This is a genomic window from Saccharothrix coeruleofusca, assembly GCF_017876325.1.
Classification (GTDB): Bacteria; Actinomycetota; Actinomycetes; order Mycobacteriales; family Pseudonocardiaceae; genus Actinosynnema; species Actinosynnema coeruleofuscum.
This window is the reverse complement of the sequence record NZ_JAGINV010000001.1, coordinates 904,010-928,072: the sequence shown is the minus strand read 5'-3', so window position 1 is coordinate 928,072 and position 24,063 is coordinate 904,010. Positions and strand designations below refer to the sequence as shown.

The window sequence follows — 24,063 nt, the reverse complement described above, 5'->3', positions numbered from 1 at the left end:
GGCCTGTGTACTACGGACTCTTAGTCGGTACTTCAGGCGGAATAGTTCCAATCGATGCACGCCGACCTGAGTCGTTGATCGTTATTCATAGCGTCTGAGCTGGGCTGATAGCGCAACAGCCCTGTCCGGGTAGGGTCGGTTTCCTTCCACAGAAACGATCCACCACGAGGCAGGGCTGTTGCGCTACCAGTCTACGACCGGGCTCGACCATGATCAGATCCGGGAGTTGGTCGCCCGTGTCCACCAGCTCGTCCACTCCCGCCAACCGCCGGTGGGGCGGCCGCCGTTGCTGGGCCTGTACCGGCAGGTGCAGTTGACCCTGGTGCTGCTGCGTCAGAACCTGTCCCAGACCGTGGCCGCGGACTGGTTCGGGGCCGGCCAGCCCACCGTCTCCCGCGTCTTCCGGCGCATCACACCCCTGATCGAGCAGGCGCTGTGCCTGCACACTCCACCCCTGCCCGCAGCGCTGACCGGACGGGTGGTGCTGGTGGACAGCCGCGCTGATCCCGACCGGCAACCGGGCCGGGCACAAGCAGAACTACAACGGCAAGCGCCACAAGGCCAATCTGGGCGTGCAGGTACTGGCCACCCTCGACAGCCGTCCTGCTCGACGTGGCCGCCCCGGTGGCGGGACGCACCCACGACCGACTGGCCTTCACCGAAGCCGGCTACGACACCCTGCCGGCCGACACCCCGACCATCGGCGACCTGGGCTACCAGGGCACCCCGGCCATCCGACCCCGCCGCAAACGCCCCGGACACAAGACCCACACCCCCGAAGACGAGGTGTGGAACACCGGCATCAAACAGATCCGCTGGGCCGTCGAACAGGCCATATCCCACTTGAAGAACTGGAAGATCCTCAGGGTGTGTCAAACGAGCGGCTCTGACCCGTAGTCGGTGGTGACGTCGAGTAACCATCCGTGATCATGATCTTGTGATGGATGTCGGTTCCCTTGTGGGGACGGTGTTTTCCGGGCTGTCGGCGCTCGTCGTCCAGGACGTGGCGGACGGTGGCGGCATGGTGGTGGTCACGGCCCGTACCCGGGACGCGGCCGTGCCGTGTCCGGTGTGCGGGACCGCGACGGCGAAGGTGCACGGCTACCACCATCGGACGCTCAAGGACGTGCCGGTCGACAGCCGTCAGGTGGTCGTGCACCTGCGCGTGCGGCGGCTGGTCTGCGCGGCTCGGGGTTGCCCGCGGCAGACCTTCCGGGAACAGGTTTCCGGCCTGGTGGAGCGCCACCAACGTCGCACGGTGCGGCTCGTGCGGCAGACATCCCAGGTGGCGCGGGAGTTGTGCGGTAGGGCGGCCGCGCGGTTGGCCGGACTGTTGGCCGTGCCGGTGTCCCGCAGCACCGCGTTGCGCCACCTGTGGCGCCTGCCGCTGCCAGAACTGGTGGTTCCGCGGGTGATCGGCGTGGACGACTTCGCCCTGCGCCGCCGCCACCGCTACGCCACGATCGTCATCGACGCCGAGACCGGTCGCCGTGTCGCGGTCCTGCCCGGCCGCGACGCCGCCACCCTGGAATCGTGGCTGCGCGGGCATTCCGGTGCCTGGGGTCGTGTGCCGCGACGGCTCGGCCACCTACGCCGAAGCGATTCGCCGTGCCCTGCCCGGCGCGGTGCAAGTCAGCGATCGATGGCATTTGTGGCGGAATCTCTGCGACAAAGTCCTGGTGGAGGTCCGTGCGCACGCCGGATGTTGGGCCACGGTCAACCCGTCCCGCCCCGGCGGGGTTCACGAGCAGACCGTCCGCGAACGTTGGAACAAGGTCCACGAGCTGCTCGATCAAGGCGTCGGCCTGCTCGACTGCGCACGGCGCCTGGGCGTGGCCCTGAACACCGTCAAACGCTACGTCCGCATGCCCGAACCCCACACTCTGCGTATCGCCCCGACCTACCGCCCGACGCTGGTCGACCCCTATCGCGAGCATCTACGCGCCCGCCGCGCCGCCGATCCCGCGGTCCCGGTCACCGGCCTGCTCGCCGAGATCCGGGAGCTGGGTTATACCGGCAGCGCCAACCTGTTGGTCCGCTATCTCAACCAGGGGCGTGCCGAGGGTGAGCGCCCAGTCACCACCTCCCGCCACGCCAGCAGCCTCCTGCTCACCAGACCCGAGAATCTGCGTCCGAAGGACACGGAGTTGCTGGAGAAGATCTCCGCGGCCTGCCCGGAGATGACCGCACTCGCCGACCTGGTGCGCGGCTTCGCCGCCCTGCTGACACCGGCCGCGGGCAACGACGCGAAACTCAGCGAGTGGATCGCGGAGGCCCGCACCGCGAATCTGCCGCACCTGCGCAGTTTCACCAACGGCCTCGAGATCGACCGGTCTGCTGTGGACGCCGCCCTTACCTTGCCCTATCACAACGGCCGCACCGAAGGCGTCAACACCAGCACCAAAAGGATCATGAGACAGATGCACGGACGCGCCGGATTCGACCTCCTCCGCCACCGCATCCTCCTACCCTGACAGACACACAGCGTCACCACCGACTACGGGTCAGAGCCGCTCGTGTTTTACAGTCCCGAAACAGGTTTAGCGGCACCTAGAACGGCTCTGTTGAGCGTAGTTCGGCGCAGGCGGAACCCGTTGCGGCACAACGAATTCTCCTCCTCCTGCTCCTCCTTGTCGACTCCCTTGACAAGGATCAAGTGGTCCTCGGTGGAGCGCGGCGACGACGCGGGTGTGCGTCAGAGTCCCGTGTGCGGCACATACGGCACTCACTCAGCCCTACGGCCCTGTGTTCTGCCGCTCGCGTCCACGTGGCGCTCCCTTCAAGCGGCTCACAGGAAGACATTTCATTACGCGCAGGTTCGTTCTCCTGGGCAGGGCTACACGCAGACGGTTCCGGACTTGACCAGCGGTTTCCAGCGGCATGTTGGTGATCGAGGGCAACTTTCAGGTCGACGCCCCCGGTGGTGACGGTTGATGGCCCGATCGCGTCCGACTCGACGGTGGTGGCCAGGGAGTACAGCGCCGTAGTTCGATCCGTCACAATGATCATGGGAACGGTCGTCGGGCTGCGCGAGGCGCTGATGTTGTACCGGGAGCTGGACGACCCCTCCGAGGAAGCCACTGTGCTGCACCACCTCGGTGACGTGCCCGCGGCATGCGGGTAGTTGGGGAAGCGCGGGAGCAGTGGGCTCGGGCGCTTGAGCTGTACGAGGTTCAGGGACGTACGAGCGAGGCGGAAGCGGTGCGCCGCAATCTCCGAAAACGACGCAGGTCCAGCACCGTCCAGGTGAGGAAAGCCAGGAACGGCACGGTGAAGACGAGCAGTCCGGCAATCGTCTGGCCGATGCCAGGCCACCCGCCGGTCGCCGCGATGATGATCGCCACGATCTCGAACAGGCCCAGCACGGACGTCACCAGCCATAAGACGACGCGACCGAACCACTTCGAGGTGGTCGCCGCCTGCCCTTTGAGCATCGACGTGCGCAGCTCGGTCAGGGTCAACGCGCCGCGCAGTACCGCGCGCTTGCCGACAGGCTCGCGCAACCACTGCTGGCGGAACTGCGCGTCGTACGGCACGGCCTGTCGTCGAACCGCGCTGTGCCAGGCCTCGCGCATACCGTTGCCGAATCCGGCGACGTAGGCGGGCGACGGAGCGAAGTGCGCTTCCGCGGTGCGGTCGGGCGCGGCGAGTGAGCCGAGTTTGCGCGCCACCTGCGGCAGCCACGGCAGGAGTTCGGTGCCCGCGGGTGCCTCGCGGGTGACGAGCTGCCGCCAGGTCTCTCGGAAGGGTTCCAGCCACCGCGCGATGTCGAAGTGCACCGTGGCCGCCGCGTCCAGTGCGAACAACGGAAGATCACCCGCGATCGACTGGCCGTCGCGATACCCCTGCTGTTCCTCGATCGCACGCGAATCCTGGGGTGCGGCCGGCGCCGGCAGCGGCATCACGAGTTGTGCCACCGGAACGGGGGCTGCTTCCGCCGGGCGTGGCGCAGGAACCTGTTTCACCTCGTGCAGCCACGCCTTGGTGGCGGTGACGCGCACGACCGTGATCCGGTCGCCGCTGTCCTGAACCGCGAGATACAGGGACTTCGCCTTGTTCCCCGCGGCCACGCCGACGATCACACCATCGACGTGCGCAAGGTCCACGCTGCGCCCCGTGCCGAGGTCCGCGACGCGCAGGGTGGTGTCGTCGACGTGGGCGACTTCGTTGGGGGACAACGCGACCGGTGCGGTCGCGACGAGGTCGGCCGGCTGGACGGGTCGGAGCTGCCCGTTGCGGTAGAGGCCGGTGCCAACCCCGCGTTGCACGAGGATCGCGTCGCCCTGCTCGACGGCACGCCCGTGGCAGCCGTGCACAGGCACCGCCCAGGACACCGCTCGGCTGGTGAAATCGACCTTCAGCACGCCGTCGTCGGTAGTGAGCAGCATCGAGTCCGTCCCGGTCAGGGTGAGGCCCGCAGTCCGCGACCGGACGCCGCCGAGTACGACCTCGGTGCGCACGTGGTCGGCCAAGGGAGCGCAGACCGAGACGGCGGCAGGCGGGAAGCTCAGCTGTGGCACCGGGACGTCGTTGCGCAGCAGGGTGCCGAGCAGGGTGTAGGCCTGCCCCTGGTACGACGCGACGTCGGTGAGGAGGTCGATCATCTCCGTCGGTGGCACGAGGCCAAACAGCATCGCCTCCCAGTGCTCCTGGTCGAGCAGCAGCACGTCCAGCTGGCGGCCCTTGTCGACCCCGGTGAGTGCGCCGGGGGTGTAGCCGGACATGGAGAGAAACACGCCTGTCACGTTCCGCATGCGCTGGTCCAGGCGGCGCTGGAGCTTGGCGATGGGGTCGATCGGGGTCCGCTTGTCCACCCACTTGGCCTCCAGGATGAACCGCTGGTTGCCGACGCCGAAGGTCACGTCGATCTCACCGGCGTCGCCCTGCTGGTCCGGCTTGGCGGTGAGCCCGAAGCAGGTGAACAGGTCGGCGATCAGGCCGTTAAACTGCTGGCCCCGCCGTTGGGGTGTCATGTGGGGGCGGTCGCGGAGCTCGAGGTACGCATCTATCACTTCGCGCCATTTGACCGGGTCCCGCAGCACTCCCATGCCCATCTCATCGCTACATACGGTTACATCTGTTACCGCAGGGGACAACCGCGGATCGCACCCGGCTCATCGCCCTGTGGGGTGCCAAAACTCTGCACTGAGGCACTGAGCTGCGGTGATCGCGTAGAAGTAGCTGTAGGAGCATGATCGTGGGGCGTGGCGCTACGACTGCTGTACCTGATCTTCGCCCGGCACATCGGCCAGCTGATTCTGCTCGGCCGATCGACGGCGGCCAAGGACGTGGAGCTGCTGGTACTGCGGCACGAGGTCGCCGTACTGCGCCGGACCAACCCCCGCCCGCGGTTGGACTGGGCCGACCGCGCGGTGCTCGCCGCGTTGATCCGACACCTACCCGACTGGTTACGGCAACACCGGTTGGTGACACCGGGGACCATCCTGCGGTGGCACCGACGTCTGGTCGCGCGGAAGTGGACCTACCCCAACCGCACCGGCCGACCGCCGATCGACGACACCGTCGCGGCGCTGATCGAACGGATGTCACAGGAGAACGCCGGGTGGGGCTACCGCCGAATCCAAGGCGAGCTACTCAAGCTCGGCCACCGCGTAGCCGCCTCAACCGTGCGCCGCGTGCTCAAGCGCCTGCGGGTACCGCCTGCACCCCAGCGTGACACCGACACCTCCTGGCGACAGTTCCTTCGCGCCCAGGCGGCCGGCCTGTTGGCCTGTGACTTCTTCCACGTCGACTGCGCCGTCACCCTCAAGCGCGTGTACGTGTTCTTCGTGATGGAAGTCGCCACCCGCTACGTCCACATCCTCGGCACCACCACCAACCCCGACGGGACATGGACCACGCAACAAGCACGCAACCTGCTCATGGATCTCGACGGCCGAGCCGACAGCTTCCGGTTCCTCATTCGCGACCGGGCCAGCCAGTTCACCGCCTCGTTCGACGCGGTCTTCTCCGGCGCGGGCATCCAGGTCGTGAAGATCCCACCACGGTCTCCACGAGCCAACGCCCACGCCGAACGATTCGTCGGCACCATCAGACGCGAGGCGACCGACCGACTGCTCATCCTCAACGAACACCACCTGCGAGCGGTACTCGACCGCTACGTATGCCACTACAACCACCGCCGACCCCACCAAGCACTGCAACTCGCGCCACCACGACCAGACCAGCCGATCGCTGAACCGGGCCGCACCTCGACCTCGATACGCCGCCGAGCAGTCCTCGGTGGCCTCATCAACGAGTACGAACCCACAGCCGCCTAACCGCAGCTCAGTCCCGTACGGCCGACTTCTGGCACCCCACAGGCCGGTGACTTCGTGCACCGGCCGGCCACCGTGTGGTTCCGGCCCCTGGCCGGCCTGTGGCAGCAGATGCGCTCGGTGCTGGAGGCGGGCACCCATCCCCGCCAGACCAAGGACCTGTACCTGCTGGGCGGTATGACCAGCGTGGTGCTCGCGCACGGCTGTCACGTCGTGGGCAGCCGCGACCAGGGGCTGGTGCTCGCCCGGACCGCCGAGACGCTGGCCTCGGCGATCGGGCATCCCGAGCTGCAGGCGTGGGCGCTGGGCACCAGGGCGCTGATCATCGACTCGCTGGAGCAGAAATCGCCCATCGACGCGCGGCCGCTGGACCTGGTGGAGCAGGCCCTGGCGTTGGCAGGCCGGTCGTCGGGAACCGCCCTGGTGCGCCTGCGGACCTATCAGGCCCGGTTCGCCGCGCACGCCGGTGCCGTCGAGGTCGCCCGGCAGGCCCAGGCCAGGGCCATGCAGGTGCGCGATGCCGTGGGAGCCGGTGGCAGTGATCTCGACGCGGTCGGGGGCATCCTGCACTTCGAGCCCGCCAAGCAGTCCGCTCTCGACGCGGGCATCCATATCCTGTGCCGCGCCCCCCGGCTCGCCGAGCGCGCCGCCACCGCGGCGATCACGGCCTACGAAAACGGCCCCGAGCACGAACGATCCCGTGGGGATCTGGCCATCGCCCAGCTGGACCTGGCCACCGCCCAGGCCGCCTGCGGCCGGGTCGACGCCGCGGTGGACTCGGTCAGACCGGTGCTGGCCCTGGACGAGGCGGACCTGATCGCACCGCTGGTCCCGTCGCTGAGACGACTGGCCGCTCAGCTGGGCCACCCTCGACTGCGGGGACGCTGCGCGGTGGAGTTGCGCGACGAGATCGCCGAGCACAGCGGTGTCCGGGCGCTGCCCGCGGGCACAATCCCTGTGTGAGCGACCACGGTGTGACCGACCACGATCCCGCGCGGCCCGGACCCGGCTCGGGCCGTCGGTGCGCACCCCCGGCCCCGGACCGGGTCGCCTCCCCCGACCACGACGAGGTCGTCCGCGCCGCGTGCGCCGCGGCCGACTTGGACGCCACCGGCGCGCACGTGGTCCACGACTACGCCACCACCGTGGCCGTGCTGCCCGTCGAGCACGCCGTGGCCCGCATCGCCGTCGGCGACCAGCTGGCGGCCGCGCGCACCGTGCTCGCGGTGACCCGCTGGCTGGCCGAGCGGGGATACCCGCTGGCGCTGCCCCTGGCCGGGACCGACGCCGTGCTGGTGTCCGGGCGCACGGTGACGTTCTGGCGCTACTACCTCCAGCTCGACCACCCGCCGCTGGACTCGGCCGTGCTGGGCGAGCTGGTGCGCCGGCTGCACCAGGTGCGGGAGTGCCCGATCCGGCTGCCCCGCTGGCGTGCCCTGGACTCGTTGGAACGCGGGGTCGCCGACCCGCAGACCTCCAGCGTGCTCTCCGCCGAGGACCGGACATGGCTGCTGCAGCGCATCCCGCGGCTGCGCGACGAACTCGACGCCATCACCTGGCCACTGGGCACCGGGCTCATCCACGGCGACGCCTGGGCGGGCAACCTGCTGTGGGATCCCGCCTCCTCGACCGCCCTGCTGGGCGACTGGGACTCCGTGGCATGGGGTCCCCGCGAGGTCGACCTGGCACCCTCCTGGCACGCGGCACGGCGCTACCGCAGCGAACCCGACTGGGCGCTGCGCTTCGCCGACCGCTACGGCTACGACCTGGCCATCTCACCCGGATTCGGGTTGCTGATGCAGATGCGCGACCTGGTCCAGATCAGCGGCCCGCTGCGCCACGCCCGGCACTCGCCCGAACACGCCCGCGCCCTGCGACAGCGCCTCGACGGCTCCCGCGCCGGCGACAGCGGACGCTGGCACCAGTTCTGAGACGCCATCCCGGTACCCGTTCCCCTGGCGCGTCCCAGCGGCTGTCACCACCACTGACCTCGGGTGTCCTGGTCGATCGTGACGTTGGTGATGTCGGTCTGTTCGTCATGGCGCGCGTCCCTGAGGTCCGCGCCGTTGAGATTCGCGCGCCGAAGGTCCGCGCCGCCGAGGTCCGCCCTGTGGAGGTTCGCGCCGTGAAGACCTGCGCCGTCGAGGACCGCGAAGCTGAGATGCGCCCTGTGGAGGTCCGCCCTGTAGAAGTCCGCCCTGTAGAGGTTCGCGCCGTTGAGGATCGTGCCGCGGAGGAGTGCGCCGCTGAAGTCCGCGCGGTGGAGGTCCGCGCCGCGGAGGAGTGCGCCGCCGAGGTCCGCGCGGTGGAGATCCGCGCCGGCCAGGCAGGTGCCGTGCAGGTCGATGCGGGCCGCCCGGTCGTGGGTGCTGTCGCGTCGGCCCAGGACGGTGAGCGCGGCTTGGATGTCGGGGGCGACGGCTTGCCGGGGGCAGGCGTCGGCGGGCGGTGTGGTACCTGTGGGGGTAGGGACGGGTTGTGGTGTCGTGGTGCGGATGAACGCGGAGAGGACCTCGACGAAGGTCGGCTGGTCGCGGGACGAGTCACGGGCCAGGCGTTCCAGCGCGTAGATGGCGCCCAGGCGGGCCTGCAGATGGTCGGCCCCGGCGCGGTCGAGTTGATCAACGGCCTTAGTGAACCGGTCGGTCAACTGCCCTTGCTCGGCCACCGCGACCTGCGTGCGAGTGGCCTCCAACGACCGGCCGGTGAAGTACACGCCCGCAGCGGAGGCCAGGGCGGCCAGCAGTGCCGCGATCGCGGTCCAGTTCCACGACCCGCGCCGCCCTCCCCGCCATCGCCGACGACGGGGAGCAGGGCGCAGACCGCCGGGGCGGACGATGCGCGGAGGCATTCCTGCGGGCCGGGGACGCCGGGGCGAGGGCGCGCGGTGGGGACTCACGCGGTCAAGATTGGCACCTGCCGACGCCCGTCGGTCCCGACACCACCCGAGGAGCCTCCGACGCGACGGCAATCCACCACGCCCCGGCAAGGGGCGCGCATCGTAGCGGCCGTGTGGCCGGTGAACGCCCGGTTCGCCTGATCACCACTCGTCCGAGTGATGATCTGGTCGCGTCGCGACCGGATCACCGGTCACGCGACGCCTGGGGGGAACACCGGTCGACCGGGTGATCGACCGGGCAGACGATCTGGTCACCGCACCGTGATCCCGGTTGGCTACAGGTGCCCGTGGCCCACCGCACACGCACCCCTGCGGCGTGACCCGGTGAGCCGTCGGGCCTCACGCCGTCCGGGCACGTGATCGTCGCGATCCACGCCCTGGCCGGTTCCACCCGCTCGGGAGCCAGGAGACCTTCTTGTCCAGATACACGCTGCGGGCGCTGCGGGCGCTGACCGCCGTGCTCGTCGCTGTGGCGCTGCTGCCGGGCAGCGCCACCACGGCCGCCGCGCGGTCCGACGTGCCGCCCACCGACGTTGCGCCCTCCGACGTGCCGCCCACCGGCGAGTTCGACGCCAACGTGGTCGGCGGGCGTCCGGCCACCCGCTACTACCCCGGTCTGTCGGCGTTGGAGTACTGTCCGACGTGCAGCCCACCGTCGTTGGCGCCATCCCCCCCCCCCTCCACCCCTGACGTGCCGACCACGTTGGCGTCGAACTCGCGGTGGCTGGCACGTCGGACTGGGCGCAACGTCGGTGGGCGGCACGTCGGACCGCGCTGGCGGCCGTGGTGGCGCTGCCGGCAGCAGAGTCGCCACAGCGACGTGCACGGGCGTGTCTGGGCCCGCAGCGCCCGCAGCGTGTATCTGGACAAGAGGTCTCCCTGGTAATTCACGAGCTAAGGGTAGAGGAACGGCCAGCGGGAGGGAATAGGTCGGCTTGATCACGTAAAGCCACCGGACGGCGGGTGAGTGCCCGACGGTCCTCTCGGGTGGTCTTCTTCACTGTTCATCACGCCCCGCTAGGGTGCGTTCTTGTTGGCAGCCCAGTTTGTCGGTGCTTAGCGGCATGCAGGGCCGACTGGCGCGACGGGTCAGTGCCGAACGGACGGGTCAGCAGCCTGTGTAGGGCCAGACCTCGACCCAACCGCCCCGCGACGACCACACGACCTGCACCGCCACTCTGATCGACACCGAGGGGACCGGCTGGGCCCAGTGGGGCCTGACCGCGGCCCACTGCGTGACCAACCCGCCCTCCGGGACGCGGACCTCCGACGCGCCGACGGACGGTCAGGAGCTCCCCACGGGCCGCCGCTGGTGGTGCCGGTGCAGGACAAGAACTTCCAGCTGCGCACCGGGGCGCTGGACCGCACCCAGGTGCCCGCGCTGGAGATCGCCGCGTTCGTCATCCCGCCCTGGTGGCAGTGGATCCCCGACACCGCCGAGCCGATCGAGACCGCCCCCGGCGCCGACCTGGCCCTGCTGCGGCTGGCCGCGCCGGTGCGGGTACCCGCGGCCACGCTGGCCTCCACCGAACCCCGACCCGGATCGACGCTGACGGTGGTGGGCTGGGGCCGGACGTCCAACGGCTCGGCCGCCACGCCCACCACCGCCTCCCAACTGACGACCGCGGCGCTGCCGCCGGAACGCTGCGCCGCCGCGGTGATCACCCGCCACGACGTGTGCACCGGCAACCCCGGCGACCAGGAGAAGCAGTTCGGGGCCTGCAACGGCGACTCCGGTGGCCCGCTCTACGGCAGGTCCGGCGACCGGTGGGTGCTGACCGCCCTGGTCAGCCGCGCCAGCACCCCGACGTGCGGCATCAGCCCCGACGCGAACACCGGCATCGCCTACTACCGCCCGTGGATCGAGGCGGTGGTGCACGGCACGGTGCGCACCGACCTGCCGCTGACCCCCGCCCAGGGCGGACCGATCCCGCACCCGCGTATCGGGTTCACCACCACCGACCCGGTGGAGCTGCCCGACCGCGTCGCCCAGTCCACCTCCTGACCCCGGCGTGGACCGCCCCGGTCGGCCGTGCTCGCCCCGCAAGGGGGGCACGCGGACCAGGGCGGTCCACGCCCGGCCCGACGCGACACCGCCCGCACAGGACCTGCACCACGGCCCCTCGGCGGCCCTGGACGACCACGGAGACCACAAGTGCGCGAAACCCTGCTCGCGGCCTACAACGGGCTCTCACCGGCCGCACAGCGGCTGGTGCGCCTGCTCGACGCGCTGCCGGTGGACCACCTCAGCGAGGCGGACATCATCTGCCTCGCCGCGCCACCACCGCAGCACGCCCCCGACGCCCCACCTGCCCCGTCCCACCTGCCCCGTCCGCTTCGGCGGCGCGCCGCACAACGTGGACGCGGGCCCTGATCGACGAACTCGTCGCGGCCGGCCTGCTGCAGGCCCGGCCGCCGCACTCCGGCGCCGATCCGCACCCGGACAGCGCCCCGGGGCAGTCCCGCGGGCCGGGACAGTACGGCACGGACCGGTCGACGCGGTGGTGGACGATCCCGCCGCCGGCCCGCGACCTCGCCCACGACCGCGCCGCAGCCGAGGACGACCCGGCTGCGCAGCGGCAGGCCCTGCTGCGGATGGTGGACCTGCGGGTGTGGCCGGCGGTGCTGGCCGCCGGGCTGTGCCTGACCCTGCACCAGCACCGCGGCCGCTACCCCGTGCCGGTCCCCGAGCCGGCCGTGCCGACCGAGGGCCAGGCACGGCGGTGGCTGCTCGATCACACCGGCACCGTCGCGGCCTACGCGCGGCGCCTGTACGCGCTCGGGTACTTCGAGCGGGCCTGGCACCTGGTCAACGGGCTGTGGCCCGTGTGGCTGCTGCGCAAGGACTACGCGCTGCGCTTGGAGCTGGATTTGCTGGCCTGGCACTGTGCCTGCCGATAACCTCATCCATGCAGGTAGAGGACGTACGAAGCCCAAGGGGAGTCGAGCGTTCGCGAGCACGGCTGCCATGCGCTGTGACGTCGGCCGGCACGGCATGATGACCGGCTGTGCTGCTCCGACTGGCCTACCTCGGCGTGACCAACGCCTTCGCGTTGCTGCGCCTGCTGCCCATGAGGGACCGGGACAAGGACACGGAAATCCTGGCGCTGCGCCACCAAATCATGGTCCTGCAACGCCAACTCGGAGACGCCCGTCCACGGTTCTCCCCCGCCGACCGGGCATTCCTCGCCGCCCTGCTGCACCGACTCCCGACGCAAACGCTTCATCGACTCCGACTACTGGTACGCCCGGAGACAGTCCTGCGCTGGCACCGAGACCTCATCGACCGTCGCCACGCAGCCAGATCCCGCCCCAAGCGGCCCGGCCGACCACGAACCATCCGCTCCATCCGACTCCTGGTACTGCGCCTGGCACAGGAAAACCCCGCCTGGGGCTACCGCCGCATCCACGGCGAACTCCTCGTCCTCGGCATCAAGATCGGCGCCTCCACGGTGTAGCAGATACTCCAGGACGCCGAGATCGGTCCGGCCCCCGAGCACACCTCGACGACCTGGTCCACCTTCCTCCGCTCGCAGGCCGAGGCGCTCCTGGCCTGCGACTTCTTCGAGACCCGCACGTTGAACGGAACCCGCCTGTACGTGCTCGCGGTCATCGAACACGCCAGCCGCCGGATCCGCGTCCTCGGCGCCACCGCACACCCCACCGCATCCTGGGTCACCCAAGCCGCCAGGAACCTCGCCATGGACCTCGACGACGCAGACAGCTCCGTGCGGTTCCTGATCCGCGACCGGGACGGCAAGTTCCCGGCACTGTTCGACGCCATCCTCGCCGACGCGGGCATCCAGGTCGTCCTCAGCGGAGTCCGGATCCCGCGGATGAACGCGATCATGGAGCGCTGGATCCACAACTGCCGACGGGAACTGCTCGACCGAACACTGATCTGGAACCAACAGCACCTGCTCCACGTGCTGCGCGAGTACGAGCGCTTCTACAACACCCACCGGCCCCACCAAGGCATCGCCAACGCCCGACCACTACAACCACTGCCACAGCCAGCCCCCGATCAGGCACCCCTCACCCACCTCGACATCCGCCGACGGCAACGACTGGGCGGCATCCTCAACGAGTACCACCACGCAGCCTGACCAGCACGGACGACATTTTCGGCAAGCACAGGGTGATCTGCTCGACCAACGCCATCGAGAGCGTCAACGCCCGCATCCGCCGCGCGGTCAAAGCCCGAGGCCACTTCCGCAGGCGAACAGGCCGCGCTCAAGTGCGTCTACCTGGCCGTGATGAGCCTGGACCCGACCGGCACCGGCCGCAAACGCTGGATGATCCGCTGGAAGCCCGCGCTCAACGCCTTCGAGATCGCCTTCGACGGCCGCCTGGCCGCCGGACGCAAGTAACCCTCTTTAACCCGAGTTACACCGCTCGTTTGACCCCGTCCTGGGCGCCCGGCGCCCGGCGGAACCCATCTCAGTTGCGATCCCGCTGGGACGCGAGTCCCAGCGCTGCCGTGATCTCCCCGGCCGAGCAGATCGCGCTCATGCAGTTGCGATCCCGCTGGGACGCAAGTCCCAGCGCTGTCCGAGAGTGGCCCCGGCGACGAGGCCAGCCCCGGTGAGTTGCAATCCTCGCTGGAACGCGAGTCCCAGCGCTGCCGGTGCCCCCGGCCAGCACCATCACGATCTGCTGGTTGCGATCCCGCTGGGACACGAGTCCCAGCGCTGCCCTGACGGGTTCCGGGTGCTGGTGCTGGACTGCGAGTTGCGATCCCGCTGGGACGCGAGTCCCAGCGCTGCTTCCATGACGCACGAACCACCGTCGCTGACGGCGCTGTTGCGATCCCCACCAGCTCCGGAGGGCTGGTGCTGCCAGCGACGGCCAGATGGGCAGCCTGTTCGGCGCGCTGTTGCGATCCCCCACCAGCTCCGGAGGGCTGGTGCTGCTTTCCAGCCACCGCCACAGCGCGCCACCGACCATGTTGCGATCCCCACCAGCTCCGGAGGGCTGGTGCTGCCGTAGAGCAGTTCGTCGTACTCTCGGCGCCCCGCGTTGCGATCCCCACCAGCTCCGGAGGGCTGGTGCTGCTTCGACCACGTGGAGGACGGCGGACGCGAGGCCTGGGTTGCGATCCCCACCAGCTCCGGAGGGCTGGTGCTGTCCCCAGCACCAAGCTGGTGACGCCGGAGACCATCGCGTTGCGATCCCCACCAGCTCCGGAGGGCTGGTGCTGCGCGGGACCACCATGGACGCCACTCCCGACAGCAGGGTTGCGATCCCCACCAGCTCCCGAGGGCTGGTGCTGCCCCGCTTGGGGCTGTCGTCGCACCAGTGGCGCTCGTTGCGATCCCCACCAGCTCCGGAGGGCTGGTGCTGCCCGAGTCCAGCTCTACACCGCCGCACCGCCGCGCCGTTGCGATCCCCACCAGCTCCGGAGGGCTGGTGCTGCTTGACGTGCGGGTTGTCCGACAGCTTCGAGGGGATGTTGCGATCCCCACCAGCTCCGGAGGGCTGGTGCTGCGACTCATGAGGTGCCGCGCGTCCACCGGAGTAGTCCGTTGCGATCCCCACCAGCTCCGGAGGGCTGGTGCTGCCAGGCAGGAGGGCACGCCGATGGTTGAGGCCCTGCGGTTGCGATCCCCACCAGCTCCGGAGGGCTGGTGCTGCCCTGCTGCCCATCGACGTCATCACCGCCATCAGCGTTGCGATCCCCACCAGCTCCGGAGGGCTGGTGCTGCGATCGGCATCCGGGCCGTTCACGTGCCGGACCTCGGTTGCGATCCCCACCAGCTCCGGAGGGCTGGTGCTGCTTGCGCGACCAGATCAGCCGGTTGCAGGCCGAGGTGTTGCGATCCCCACCAGCTCCGGAGGGCTGGTGCTGCAGTCGTGGTCTCCGGCCGTGTCGAGTTGACCCACAGTTGCGATCCCCACCAGCTCCGGAGGGCTGGTGCTGCGAGACGACCAGGGGGTAGCGGGAGTCCAGGATCGGGTTGCGATCCCCACCAGCTCCGGAGGGCTGGTGCTGCCATCATGAGCTGCATCTCCAGTCAGCTCCGCGAGGTTGCGATCCCCACCAGCTCCGGAGGGCTGGTGCTGCGCTGCCTGAGCAGCGATGACGCTTTTGGAAGCTGCCATGAACACTCTCACTTCCCACTGAATGAGATGACACGCCGTGATGAAGTTCGAGACCTGGCGGCGTGTCGGAACACGCTTGGGGTTCCGAAGTCGGAGGGCTGTGGCTGTCATCAGATGATCAGCGGGTCGTGGTGTGCTGCGTCGATGGCTGCTCCGAGGTGTTTGGCGGTGTGGAAGGTGCCGCGGTCGAGGTGGTAGATGCGTACCGAGTCGAGGGTGGGGTCGATGGTGGCTTGGAGGTGTGCTTCGAGGTGCAGTCTCTGGGGTGGGGTGCAGACGACTTCGAAGACCGATTTCTGGACTCTGTGGCCGATGCCTTCGCAGATTTTGGCGACGCGGCGCAGTCGTCGTTCGCCTTCGGGTGTGGTGGTGTCGACGTCGTAGGTGATGAGCAGTTCCATCAGGTGAGCGTCCAGGGTTGGTAGGTGTCGGTTGTTCCGCGCAGGTGGCGGGCGAGCAGGCGTGCTTGGACGAGTGGGATGAGGGCTGCGGGGATGTCGCGTCCGAGGGTGGCGTGTGGCCAGGTTCGCTCGCGGGCTTTGCTCCAGTGTTCGAGGAAGGTCTTGCGTCCGTCTTCGGTGAGTTGGACGGCGCCGCCGGGCAGGGTTTGGGTGTGTCGGTCGGTGATCTGTCCGCGGTTGAGCAGGGTGAGCACGAGGCGGTCGACCAGCAGTGGTCGCAGTTCTTCCATGAGGTCGAGTGCGAGTGCCGGTTTGCCTGGCCGGATGCCGTGGAGGTAGCCGATGAAGGGGTCGAGTCCGACTTGTTCGAGGGCGCCGTGGACGGCGACGCGGAGCATGCCGTAGCCGAAGGACAGCAGGCAGTTGACAGGGTCGGTGGGTGGTCTGCGGGTTCGGCCGGTGGCCACGCCGGGTGTGAGTTGGTCGAGTGCTTGGAAGTAGGTGCGTGCGGCTTGGCCTTCGACGCCCAAGACTTGGGACAGGGTGGTGGCTTCGGCGAGTTGGGTGAGGGCTTGGGCGTGGTCGTGGGCTGTGTCGCGCAGGCGTTGTTGTCTGGTGGCAGTGGTGTCGCGGGCGGCTCGGAGTAGCAGTTGCCGGTAGTTGTGCAGCTTGCCCGCGACGAAGCTCTTGGCGAGGTGGAGGCGTGGTTCGGGGTTGTCGTGGGTGCGGACTTGGGCGAGCCGGAGGTGGGGGTTGCCGGTGTGGGGTCCGCTGGTGCGGGCGAGGAATCGGCCGTTTCTGGTGATCCAGGTGATGGAGCGGCCGTCGGCGGCGCAGCGGTGGAGGAGATCCTCGGTCAGGGAGACGCCGTTCCAGGCGACGATGTGGTCCAGGCGTACCAGGGGCAGGAGGCGACGTCCCGGCTTGTCGGGGTGTGCGATGCGCAGGGCGTCGCCGTCGAGGTGCAGGCTGGTGCCGGGAGTGGTGGCGAACAGGGTGCGCAGGAGTTCAGTCAAGCCAGTCTCCGTCGGGGCGTGGGGTGAACAGGTCGGCGCCTGCGGGTGTGGCGGCGTCGGGCAGGCAGCCGGGCCGTAGTGAGCAGCGATGGCATCGCTTGTCGTTGACCGGCGGCGGGAGAACGCCGTCCTCGAGTAGTGCGCGGACCGCTTGGGCGGTGCGGTCGACCTTGTCGACCATGGCGTCGTCGACGACTGAGGTTTGTTTTTGGGGTTGATGTGGCTGGTTGCGGTCGCGGAATGGCCGTCGGTGTGTTAAGCCGGGACGATGAGGCTGGGTGGTGGTCTGACCGGCCCGGAGCGTCAGGAGCGTGAACAGGTCCGGCTCAGGGCGGCGGACCTGTTCGACCAGGGGATGTCCCAGGCCGATATCGCCCGCCTGCTGGGCGTGAGCCCGCAGGCGGTGTCGCAGTGGCGCAAACACTTCACCGAACACGGTGTCGACGGGCTGCTCTCGGCAGGCCCGTCGGGTGCGCGGTGCTACCTCGACGACGAGCAGATCCGCACGGTGCTGCGGGAACTGGACAAGGGCCCGGCCGCGCACGGCTGGGCCGACCAGCGCTGGACCCTGGCCCGCATCGGCCGGGTGATCACCGAGACCACCGGCGTGGTCTATGCCGCCCCCGACGGCATCTGGCGCCTGCTGCGCCGCATCGGCTGGTCCTGGCAGATGCCCCGCACCCGCGCCCTGGAACGCAACGAGGAGGTGATCACCGCCTGGCGCACCGAGGTGTGGCCGCGGGTAAAACATCCGCGGGCCAGACAGCGTGGATCTGCTTCCAGGACGAAGCGGGCGCCTCGATGACCCCACCCACCCGACGCACCTGGTCCCCGGTGGGCCGCACCCCCGAACTGCGCATCGCCGGACGACATCGCAACGGCATCAGCCTGGCCGGCATCTGCTGCTACCACCCCGACCGGGCACCGGTACTGCTCTACGCCACCCGCGAGCACAGCTTCACCAACACCACCTTCCCCGCCCTGCTCACCCGACTGCACCGCCGCCTCAACGCCCCCATCGTGCTGATCTGGGACAACCTCTCGGCACACCTGTCGGGCAAGACCCTGCAATACACCAAGGACAACACCGCCTGGCTGACCGTGGTCCAACTGCCCGCCTACGCCCCCGACCTCAACCCCACCGAAGGCGTCTGGGCACACCTGAAAAACACCAGCCTGGCCAACCTGGCCGCCCGCAGTCTCCCCGAACTCACCCACGCCGCCCGCCGCGGACTACGCCACATCCAACGCCACCCCGCCCTGCTCGCCGGCTTCCTCACCCACACCGGCCTCACCCTCGACCCCACCCCATCAACCCCATAATCAAACCCCGGGAGTACGTCGTGGCGGCGCCGGTCCCGCCCGGAGAAGACGGCTCCGTACGGGACCGGTGCTTGAAACATCTCGCGCAGGCAGATGACCTGCGCGGCGACTTGCAGGTCGGCCGGGCCGCCGGGGTGGTAGCGGCCTGATTTGTGTTCGACGGGTGTGGGTCCGTCGTCGGTGAACTGGACGGTGTCGCAGACGCCGTGCACGCCGATCGTGTCGCTCCACACCGGTAGTGAGTGCCAGATCTTGCGGCCTCGGCGGTCATTTCGTGTTCCGGTGTTGTCGACTGCGGCGTGGGCGAGGTCGCCGCGGACGGTGTCGATGTTGGATTCGAAGTAGCCGTCGAGGTGGATCAGCGCCGCCTGCCTCGGGCAGTAGGCGTAGTGCTCGAGTGCGGAGATCGGGATGCTGGTCGCGGTGTCGATCGGTCGGTCGTGCACGGCGTTCCGCCTCAGGCGATGAGCTTGGTGAGGGTGACGCCGTGGGGCAGGTCGTTGTCGTCGACGGAGACGACGTAGTCGCTGAACGCGCGGGGCGGGGCGGCGGGCGTGGTGGGCTCGTCGGGTGAGAGGGGCTTGGCCGGCAGGGCGGTGACGCGTTCGGTGAGGCGGTGGGCGGGGGCGGCGCCGAAGGCGTCGGGGTGGGTGAAGACGCAGAGGCCGCGCGGGGTGAGGGTGCCGCGGGTGGCGGAGCGGTCGTGATCGAACATCATTTCCAGGGTGCGGTAGAGCAGTTCGAGGTCCTTGGCGTCCACGCCGGTCTTGGTGGCGCGGGTGGCGGAGTAGTAGAGCTCAACGCGGTAGAGCCCGTAGGGAACGGTCCACTTGCCGCCCATCTCGGTGGTCTCACCCTTGTCGATGTCTTCCTGCTTGGTCTGGGTGACGCGGGTGATGGCGTGGTCGGCGGGGACGATCGGGTCGATGCTGCGGGCCATGCCGACCTGCAGCGGGCCGCGGACCTGGCCGAGGGCTCCGGTCTTGCCGACCGAGAGCACGGCGCCGAACAGGCGGATGTCGACGTAGCGATCGCACAGCCAGGCGCGGGCTTGGTCGGCCTGCTCCGGGCTGATCTTGCTCTTGCTGTCGAGCTTGAGGCCGTTGGCCTGATAGGAGGCTTCCAGGCGTGGGTTGAGGGCGTGTCCTGCCTGGACGAAGATGCCGTAGCGGGGATCGTCGCCCGCCGCCAGGGCAAGGGTGTCGCGAATCTTGCGCTTGAGGGCGACGTCGGTGACCAGGCCCTGTCCGGTTTCGTCGTCGGTGCGGGGGCGGTTGCCGGCGTCGGGATCGCCGTTGGGGTTGCCGTCGGTGACGTCGAACAGGAAGACCATGTCGTGGCGGACAGTGGGGTCGAGGTGGGGCTGGGTGGTCATGCGGAGATCTCCTGGGCTGCGTCGGGGGTGGTCTGGTCGGGGGTGGTGCCGGTGGCGCGTTCCTCGGCGCGGCGGCGCAGGGTGTTGAACCGGTGGGCGCGTTGGTGGTGGTAGCCGAGCAGGAACAGGGCCTGCTGGGCGGGGGTGGCGTGGCTGGGGATGCCGGTGCCGGCGTCGAGCAGGCCGAACAGTTCGTCGAGATCGCGTCGGTGGTTGACGCCGGTGCCGCGGCGGGTGCCGCGGAACTTGCGCAGCCAGGCGTCGGCGAGTTTGCGGCCGGAGATGAGGGCGGAGCGCGGGTTGGTCACCGCTCCGGCGAAGAAGCGGTTGGCGTAGGTGGTGTTGAGCTTGCCTTCGAAGGCGTCGTGCTGGATGGCGTCCAACGCGGCGAACAGCCGCCCGGCCACATAGGCGGGCTCGGTGTTGGTCGGGTCGAGTCCGGGCATGGGTTTCTCCGGGGTGTGGGGCGAGCGCATCAGCGCCAGGTGGATCAGTGCCGCGCGTGGGGTGTCCAGGCGCCCGTCGGTGCGGACCCGGTTGAGCAGGTGGGTCAGCAGGGAGGGTGGGAGGGGGATCTTGCGCATCGCGGCATGGAGCAGGTCGCGCTGCACGCCGTCGGGGCGGTCGGCGCCCTTGGCGCCGAGGAAGGCGTAGCGCTTCTCGGTGCGCAGCCATCTGCCGGTGACGCGGACGAGGCGTTCCAGGCTCTGGTGGTCGGGTTCGTCGGGGTGCAGGGTCACCATCTCCAGGTCGGTGAACCATGCCGCGACGTTGTCCTCGATCGTCGTCAGCGGCATCTCCAGCCAGTCGCGGACCATGACGCGGGCGACGTTGCCCCCGACGGTCAGGGCGCAGAACTTGGTCTTGTCGATCTCGGGAGCTCTGTTGCCCGTGCGCACGGAGCGGATCAGGTCGGCCACCTGTTGCGGGTCGGCGTCGAGGATCAGCCTCATGGGGTTGCGTTCGACGGGTTTGGTGACCCACCAGGCCAGGCGGCTGTCCTGGCCGCCGAAGGATGCGGTGTCGGGTGAGTCCAGGACGCGGACCAGGCCGGCGGACAACCTTTCGCCGCAGGTGATGCAGATCGGGGAGCAGGCCAGCTGCGTGGTCAGGTCGTAGCCGAAGACGCGTTCGTTGATGCTGACCAGTGCCGCGTCGTTGGAGGCTCCGGGAACCAGTCGGGCGGGGACCTTGCCCGGCAGGGTGTCCAGCAGTGGAGCAGTCCTGCCGCACACCAGACACAAGCCTTCGCGGCCGCCGCCTTTACGGCGGGCGACTTCGGCGGCCCAGAACGACGCGACCGAGGGGGCCAGGTAGGCGGGGGTGCCGTCGACGGTGATCAGGACCCGTTGTTTGGACGCCACGGCCGGGTCCGGCGTCAGGTCCGCCGATGCGCCAGAGGTGTAGAAGGCGGCGACGGCGCGGGCGATGGGGTCGTCGCGGCCCTCCGGGCTGTCGGCCCAGCGTCGGGTCAGGTCGACGAACGCCTCGTGGCACTGCCTGACGCGGTGCGGTTTGCTGTCGGCGTCGGCCCAGCCCAGCACGTACTGGACGTCATCGGCGGCGAGGTTGGGGGCCACGCCGACGGTGCGGACCACCGCGGGCACGGTGTGCTCGGCACCGCGTGGTCGTCCGGCCGCATCCGGTGCGACCAGCGATTCCAGTCCTCGACCAGCCAGGGCTCCGTCGGCGGTGAGGCGCAGTTCCAGGTCGAAACGCAACGCGCGGTGGAACGGCTTGGCCGACGGGTCCTGGGCTGCGTGGTCGACCAGTCGTTTGACCAGCATCAGGCGGCCCCGGTGGCGGGGATGCCCTGTTCGGACACCCTCAGTACACCGTTGACCAGTTCCGCGTCGAACCAGGTGAACGACGGTGGCGTGGTCGAGTGGTCCACCGAGTGCAGCATCAGCCCGAGCTTCTCGGTGATCGGCTGGGCGGGCCGGTCGTCGGGATCGCCGAAGAACGCGCTGAACTCACGGACGCCCAGGTAGGGCTGGGAGAAGCAGCTGCCGCGGGTGACGCGGCGGCGGAACTGGTCCCGGTAGGCGGCCTCGGGCTTGTCCGAGTTCTTGTCGGGCACGGCGTGGGCGTGGATGCGGTAGGCGACGTCGCGCAGGCACACGGCGTTGCGCTGCACCCGGTTGGCCACCGTGTCGACGCGGCGACGCCCGGAGACCGCCTCGGCCAGCGATGCCAGGTCGGTGGTCTCGTTGCGACGCTGCGTGAACTGCTTGATCTCCGCCAGCACCTCGATGGCCACCACGTCCCACCGGAACTGCGGCTTCCAGTAGATCGACTCCAGTACCCCGACCGCCGCCGACGGCGTCATCACCGGGTAGGAGACCCGCTCGACCTTCAGCTCAGGGCGCGTGAACAGCGCCGCCTCCCCCCACACCTGCACGACCACCGGCGACGCACCCGACGCCGACCGACGCAGTCCAAGATTCACCACACCGTGTCCTCTCCGATCGCTTCCTCGTCCACCCCGACACGGGCGTCATAGCCGCCCTTCCACTCCCACAGGTCGCCCTGCCCGGCGATCACCGGCTCGCACAACGCCCGCACGTGCGGCGCCTCGGCCACCGAGCGAGGCAGCGACACCATGTGGCCGCGCAGCTCTCGCAACACCTGCCCCAGCGACCCGGTACCGGCCCGCAACTGGTTGATCATGGCGGTGACCTGTGCCTGTGGGTCGTAATCGGCCACGATCACCGTCACCGGGTCCTCGTCGATCATCCGGAAGGCCAACCGGCGGTCGCGCGGCGAGCCGGCGCCGTCGCGTTCCGGCCCGTCGGCCACGGCCGGGAAGTTCAAATCCGCACGGTGTTTCTGGATCACGTTGCCGTGTTCGGCCTCGTCAAGGTTCAACCCGGTGTAGAGCGAGCGGTAGTACCGGTCCAGCAGCACCGGGTCGTCCGGATCCCGCCCTGGCCCGAAGATCGCCAGAGTTTTGTCCACACCTGCCCGGTAGAACCGCGGCACCGGCGCGTCGGAGGCGTCGAACACCACCACCCGCCCCGGTCCGGGCAACCGGCCCTCCCGGTTGGCCCGCCCCGCCGCCTGCTGCAACGACTCCGCCGGCGCCAGCGCGCGGAACACCACGGGGAAGTCCACGTCAACCCCGGCCTCGATCAGCTGGGTCGACACGACCAACACCGGCTCGTCGGCGCCCAGCAACGCGCGGATCCGCTCCAGGGTCGCCTCGCGGTGCAGCGGGCACATCCGCGTCGACAGGTGCACCACCTCGACCCGCGCCCGCTCGGCGACCATCCGGAACAACCGGCGGGCCTGGCCCACGGTGTTGACGATCGCCAGCGCCTGCCTGTGCCCCGCGATCCGGTCGGCGATCTGCTCCAGCGTCGGTTTCGGGTCGACCTGCCACTCGTAGCGCACCCGCTTGAGTTTGGTGAACAGCTCCACCGGTGCCTGCACCAACGGCTTGATGTCCAGCGACTTCCACACCCTCAGGTGCTCGAAGCTGGGCTGGGTCGCCGAAGCCAACAGGACCGTGGTCCCGAAGTGCGTGGACAGCACCCGCAACGCGTCCAGGATCGGCACCAGCAACGGCACCGGCAACGCCTGCACCTCGTCCAGCACCACCACCGCGTTGGACAGGCGGTGCAGCTTGCGCGACCGGGCCGGCCTGCGCCCGAACAGCGAGTCGAACAACTGCACCGTCGTGGTCATCACGAACGGGGAGTCCCAGTTCTCCGCCGCCAGCCGCAAGCGTCGGTCGTCCAACTCGGCGTTCGAGTGGTGCTCCAACACCACCTCGTCACCGAGCAGATCCCGGTAGACCCCCGCGTTCTGCTCGGTGATCGTCGTGAACGGCACCGCCACGACCACCCTCGCCTTGCCATGCTTTGCGGCGTGGTGCAGCGCGAATCCCGCCGCGGTCATCGTCTTGCCCGACCCCGTAGGTGCCGGAAGCCGATAGATCCCCGGCTCCTGCAGCGCCAGTCGCACCACGTCCTCGTACAACGCCGCGCGCACGACATCCACCTCGGATGGGCTGACTTCCGTGCCGCGCCTGTCCAGAAGGGCACGGCGGTTGACCTCGAACCGACGGACCAACTCGTCCATGTCCGCAGGTGCAGCCAGGCGCGGCGCTGTCAACCCTTCGGCATGAGCGGCGGTGTCGAGGTGGTCGGCGTCGACCAATGCCGAGAAGACCAAGCGGATACCCATCTCGCCCACCAGCGGGAACTCCGACCACCCTGCGGGCATCAACTCCGGCCCCGTCGTCAACGTCCTGGCCTCGGGCACTTCCGCGAAGAACCGCTCCAGCGTCTCGGTGTCCTGCGGCTCCGGGGACAACTCGACCAGTGACTGCGGCCGACCCAGTCCGCCGTGATGGCCCAACACGGCCATTGCCGCCGCGAGCGCCCGATCACGCACCAGCAACGCGCCAACACGCTTGTGATCGATGCCCACCCGCGCACCCGTCAACGCCACCCGCGCCAACTTGTCCTGCCAGTCGATTGCGCACTTGCCTGCGTCATGGACAAGCCCCAGGCTCCACGCCAACTCCCCCGCACCAAACGGTTCCGCAAAAACACGGGCCAATCGCGCCGTCAAACGGACATGATCGGCCAGCCCATGCCACTGACCGGTTACACCACTGGGACTGTGCGCCCACACCACGAAAACCTTTCACATCGTCGTCCCC

Annotated in this window: 20 protein-coding genes, 4 pseudogenes and 1 CRISPR repeat array; of the genes and pseudogenes, 15 read left to right on the top strand and 9 right to left on the bottom strand. The window is 69.4% G+C overall.

The annotated features are described in order from the left end of the window. Positions 1-271: 271 nt before the first annotated feature. From JOF41_RS38505 to JOF41_RS04550, 3 genes and pseudogenes are all read left to right on the top strand, one after another. Positions 272-427, top strand: a pseudogene (locus tag JOF41_RS38505) (transposase family protein); the annotation flags it as partial. Between the two features lie 185 nt (positions 428-612). Then, entirely contained in the window at positions 613-897 is a 285-nt protein-coding gene (locus JOF41_RS04555) for a transposase family protein (protein WP_209616345.1), read from the top strand. A gap of 43 nt (positions 898-940) precedes the next feature. Continuing rightward, positions 941-2,474 (top strand): annotated as a pseudogene (locus JOF41_RS04550) (ISL3 family transposase). A gap of 699 nt (positions 2,475-3,173) precedes the next feature. Here JOF41_RS04550 and JOF41_RS04545 read toward each other — a convergent pair. After that, positions 3,174-5,048, bottom strand: a complete 1,875-nt coding sequence (locus JOF41_RS04545) for a restriction endonuclease (protein ID WP_209616342.1) — start codon at positions 5,046-5,048, stop codon at positions 3,174-3,176. A gap of 156 nt (positions 5,049-5,204) precedes the next feature. Between JOF41_RS04545 and JOF41_RS36620 the strand changes: the two genes are divergently transcribed. Genes JOF41_RS36620 through JOF41_RS04525 form a run of 3 tightly spaced genes read left to right on the top strand, consistent with a single transcriptional unit; the run spans position 5,205 to position 8,209 of the window. After that, complete coding sequence (locus tag JOF41_RS36620; protein ID WP_189225976.1) at positions 5,205-6,281, top strand: integrase core domain-containing protein; 1,077 nt, start codon at positions 5,205-5,207, stop codon at positions 6,279-6,281. Positions 6,282-6,335: 54 nt separating this feature from the next. After that, positions 6,336-7,241 carry a hypothetical protein gene (locus JOF41_RS04530; RefSeq protein ID WP_189225977.1) on the top strand — a complete coding sequence of 302 codons (906 nt, stop codon included), beginning with the start codon at positions 6,336-6,338 and terminating at the stop codon, positions 7,239-7,241. After that, the gene (locus JOF41_RS04525; RefSeq protein WP_189225978.1) at positions 7,238-8,209 is read left to right on the top strand and encodes a phosphotransferase enzyme family protein; all 972 of its coding nucleotides are present in this window, start codon (positions 7,238-7,240) and stop codon (positions 8,207-8,209) included. The genes JOF41_RS04530 and JOF41_RS04525 overlap by 4 nt, the downstream gene beginning before the upstream one ends. Before the next feature lie 44 nt (positions 8,210-8,253). Here the strand turns inward: JOF41_RS04525 and JOF41_RS04520 are convergent, their stop codons facing one another. After that, complete coding sequence (locus JOF41_RS04520) at positions 8,254-8,994, bottom strand: pentapeptide repeat-containing protein (RefSeq protein WP_209616339.1); 741 nt, start codon at positions 8,992-8,994, stop codon at positions 8,254-8,256. Positions 8,995-9,592: 598 nt separating this feature from the next. Here JOF41_RS04520 and JOF41_RS04515 point away from each other — a divergent pair. From JOF41_RS04515 to JOF41_RS04485, 7 genes and pseudogenes are all read left to right on the top strand, one after another. Beyond that, positions 9,593-10,063 (top strand): hypothetical protein, encoded by a 471-nt coding sequence (locus JOF41_RS04515; protein WP_209616337.1) that lies wholly within the window; start codon positions 9,593-9,595, stop codon positions 10,061-10,063. Positions 10,064-10,498: 435 nt separating this feature from the next. Beyond that, a complete protein-coding gene (locus JOF41_RS04510; protein ID WP_209616334.1) occupies positions 10,499-11,182 on the top strand; it encodes a trypsin-like serine protease in 684 nt (227 codons plus the stop codon). A gap of 150 nt (positions 11,183-11,332) precedes the next feature. Beyond that, positions 11,333-11,551, top strand: coding sequence for a hypothetical protein (locus JOF41_RS04505; RefSeq protein WP_209616331.1), 219 nt, complete (start codon positions 11,333-11,335; stop codon positions 11,549-11,551). A 221-nt stretch (positions 11,552-11,772) separates the two neighbouring features. Next, positions 11,773-12,078 (top strand): hypothetical protein, encoded by a 306-nt coding sequence (locus JOF41_RS04500; RefSeq protein ID WP_209616329.1) that lies wholly within the window; start codon positions 11,773-11,775, stop codon positions 12,076-12,078. Between the two features lie 107 nt (positions 12,079-12,185). After that, positions 12,186-12,635: a helix-turn-helix domain-containing protein gene (locus JOF41_RS36615; RefSeq protein ID WP_307867229.1), complete on the top strand. Its 450-nt coding sequence runs from the start codon at positions 12,186-12,188 to the stop codon at positions 12,633-12,635. 120 nt (positions 12,636-12,755) lie between these two features. Further along, positions 12,756-13,283, top strand: a complete 528-nt coding sequence (locus JOF41_RS04490; RefSeq protein WP_229796101.1) for an integrase core domain-containing protein — start codon at positions 12,756-12,758, stop codon at positions 13,281-13,283. A gap of 29 nt (positions 13,284-13,312) precedes the next feature. Continuing rightward, positions 13,313-13,547: pseudogene (locus JOF41_RS04485) on the top strand (transposase); the annotation flags it as partial. A 432-nt stretch (positions 13,548-13,979) separates the two neighbouring features. Continuing rightward, positions 13,980-15,241: a CRISPR direct-repeat array (repeat unit 37 nt; unit sequence GTTGCGATCCCCACCAGCTCCGGAGGGCTGGTGCTGC). 148 nt (positions 15,242-15,389) lie between these two features. On the opposite strand, the gene cas2 reads toward JOF41_RS04485, so the two are convergent. After that, positions 15,390-15,680, bottom strand: a complete 291-nt coding sequence (gene cas2, locus JOF41_RS04480; RefSeq protein ID WP_189225982.1) for a CRISPR-associated endonuclease Cas2 — start codon at positions 15,678-15,680, stop codon at positions 15,390-15,392. Next, complete coding sequence (cas1c, locus tag JOF41_RS04475) at positions 15,680-16,696, bottom strand: type I-C CRISPR-associated endonuclease Cas1c (protein ID WP_209616326.1); 1,017 nt, start codon at positions 16,694-16,696, stop codon at positions 15,680-15,682. Before cas1c ends, cas2 begins: the two co-directional genes overlap by 1 nt. A gap of 268 nt (positions 16,697-16,964) precedes the next feature. Here cas1c and JOF41_RS04470 point away from each other — a divergent pair, with 268 nt between their 5' ends. Together JOF41_RS04470 and JOF41_RS36610 are read left to right on the top strand one after the other, a co-directional pair. Next, the gene (locus JOF41_RS04470) at positions 16,965-17,501 is read left to right on the top strand and encodes a winged helix-turn-helix domain-containing protein (protein ID WP_189223275.1); all 537 of its coding nucleotides are present in this window, start codon (positions 16,965-16,967) and stop codon (positions 17,499-17,501) included. Then, positions 17,498-18,019 (top strand): transposase, encoded by a 522-nt coding sequence (locus JOF41_RS36610; protein WP_209615493.1) that lies wholly within the window; start codon positions 17,498-17,500, stop codon positions 18,017-18,019. The genes JOF41_RS04470 and JOF41_RS36610 overlap by 4 nt, the downstream gene beginning before the upstream one ends. Before the next feature lie 92 nt (positions 18,020-18,111). Here the strand turns inward: JOF41_RS36610 and JOF41_RS36605 are convergent. From JOF41_RS36605 to cas3, 5 genes and pseudogenes are all read right to left on the bottom strand, one after another. Continuing rightward, positions 18,112-18,465 (bottom strand): annotated as a pseudogene (locus tag JOF41_RS36605) (CRISPR-associated protein Cas4); the annotation flags it as partial. An 11-nt stretch (positions 18,466-18,476) separates the two neighbouring features. Further along, complete coding sequence (cas7c, locus tag JOF41_RS04460) at positions 18,477-19,394, bottom strand: type I-C CRISPR-associated protein Cas7/Csd2 (protein ID WP_209616320.1); 918 nt, start codon at positions 19,392-19,394, stop codon at positions 18,477-18,479. Beyond that, entirely contained in the window at positions 19,391-21,181 is a 1,791-nt protein-coding gene (gene cas8c, locus JOF41_RS04455) for a type I-C CRISPR-associated protein Cas8c/Csd1 (RefSeq protein ID WP_209616316.1), read from the bottom strand. Before cas8c ends, cas7c begins: the two co-directional genes overlap by 4 nt. Next, entirely contained in the window at positions 21,181-21,801 is a 621-nt protein-coding gene (gene cas5c / locus JOF41_RS04450) for a type I-C CRISPR-associated protein Cas5c (protein WP_209616313.1), read from the bottom strand. Before cas5c ends, cas8c begins: the two co-directional genes overlap by 1 nt. Before the next feature lie 38 nt (positions 21,802-21,839). Next, positions 21,840-24,035: a CRISPR-associated helicase Cas3' gene (cas3, locus tag JOF41_RS04445; protein ID WP_268248846.1), complete on the bottom strand. Its 2,196-nt coding sequence runs from the start codon at positions 24,033-24,035 to the stop codon at positions 21,840-21,842. Positions 24,036-24,063: the final 28 nt, after the last annotated feature.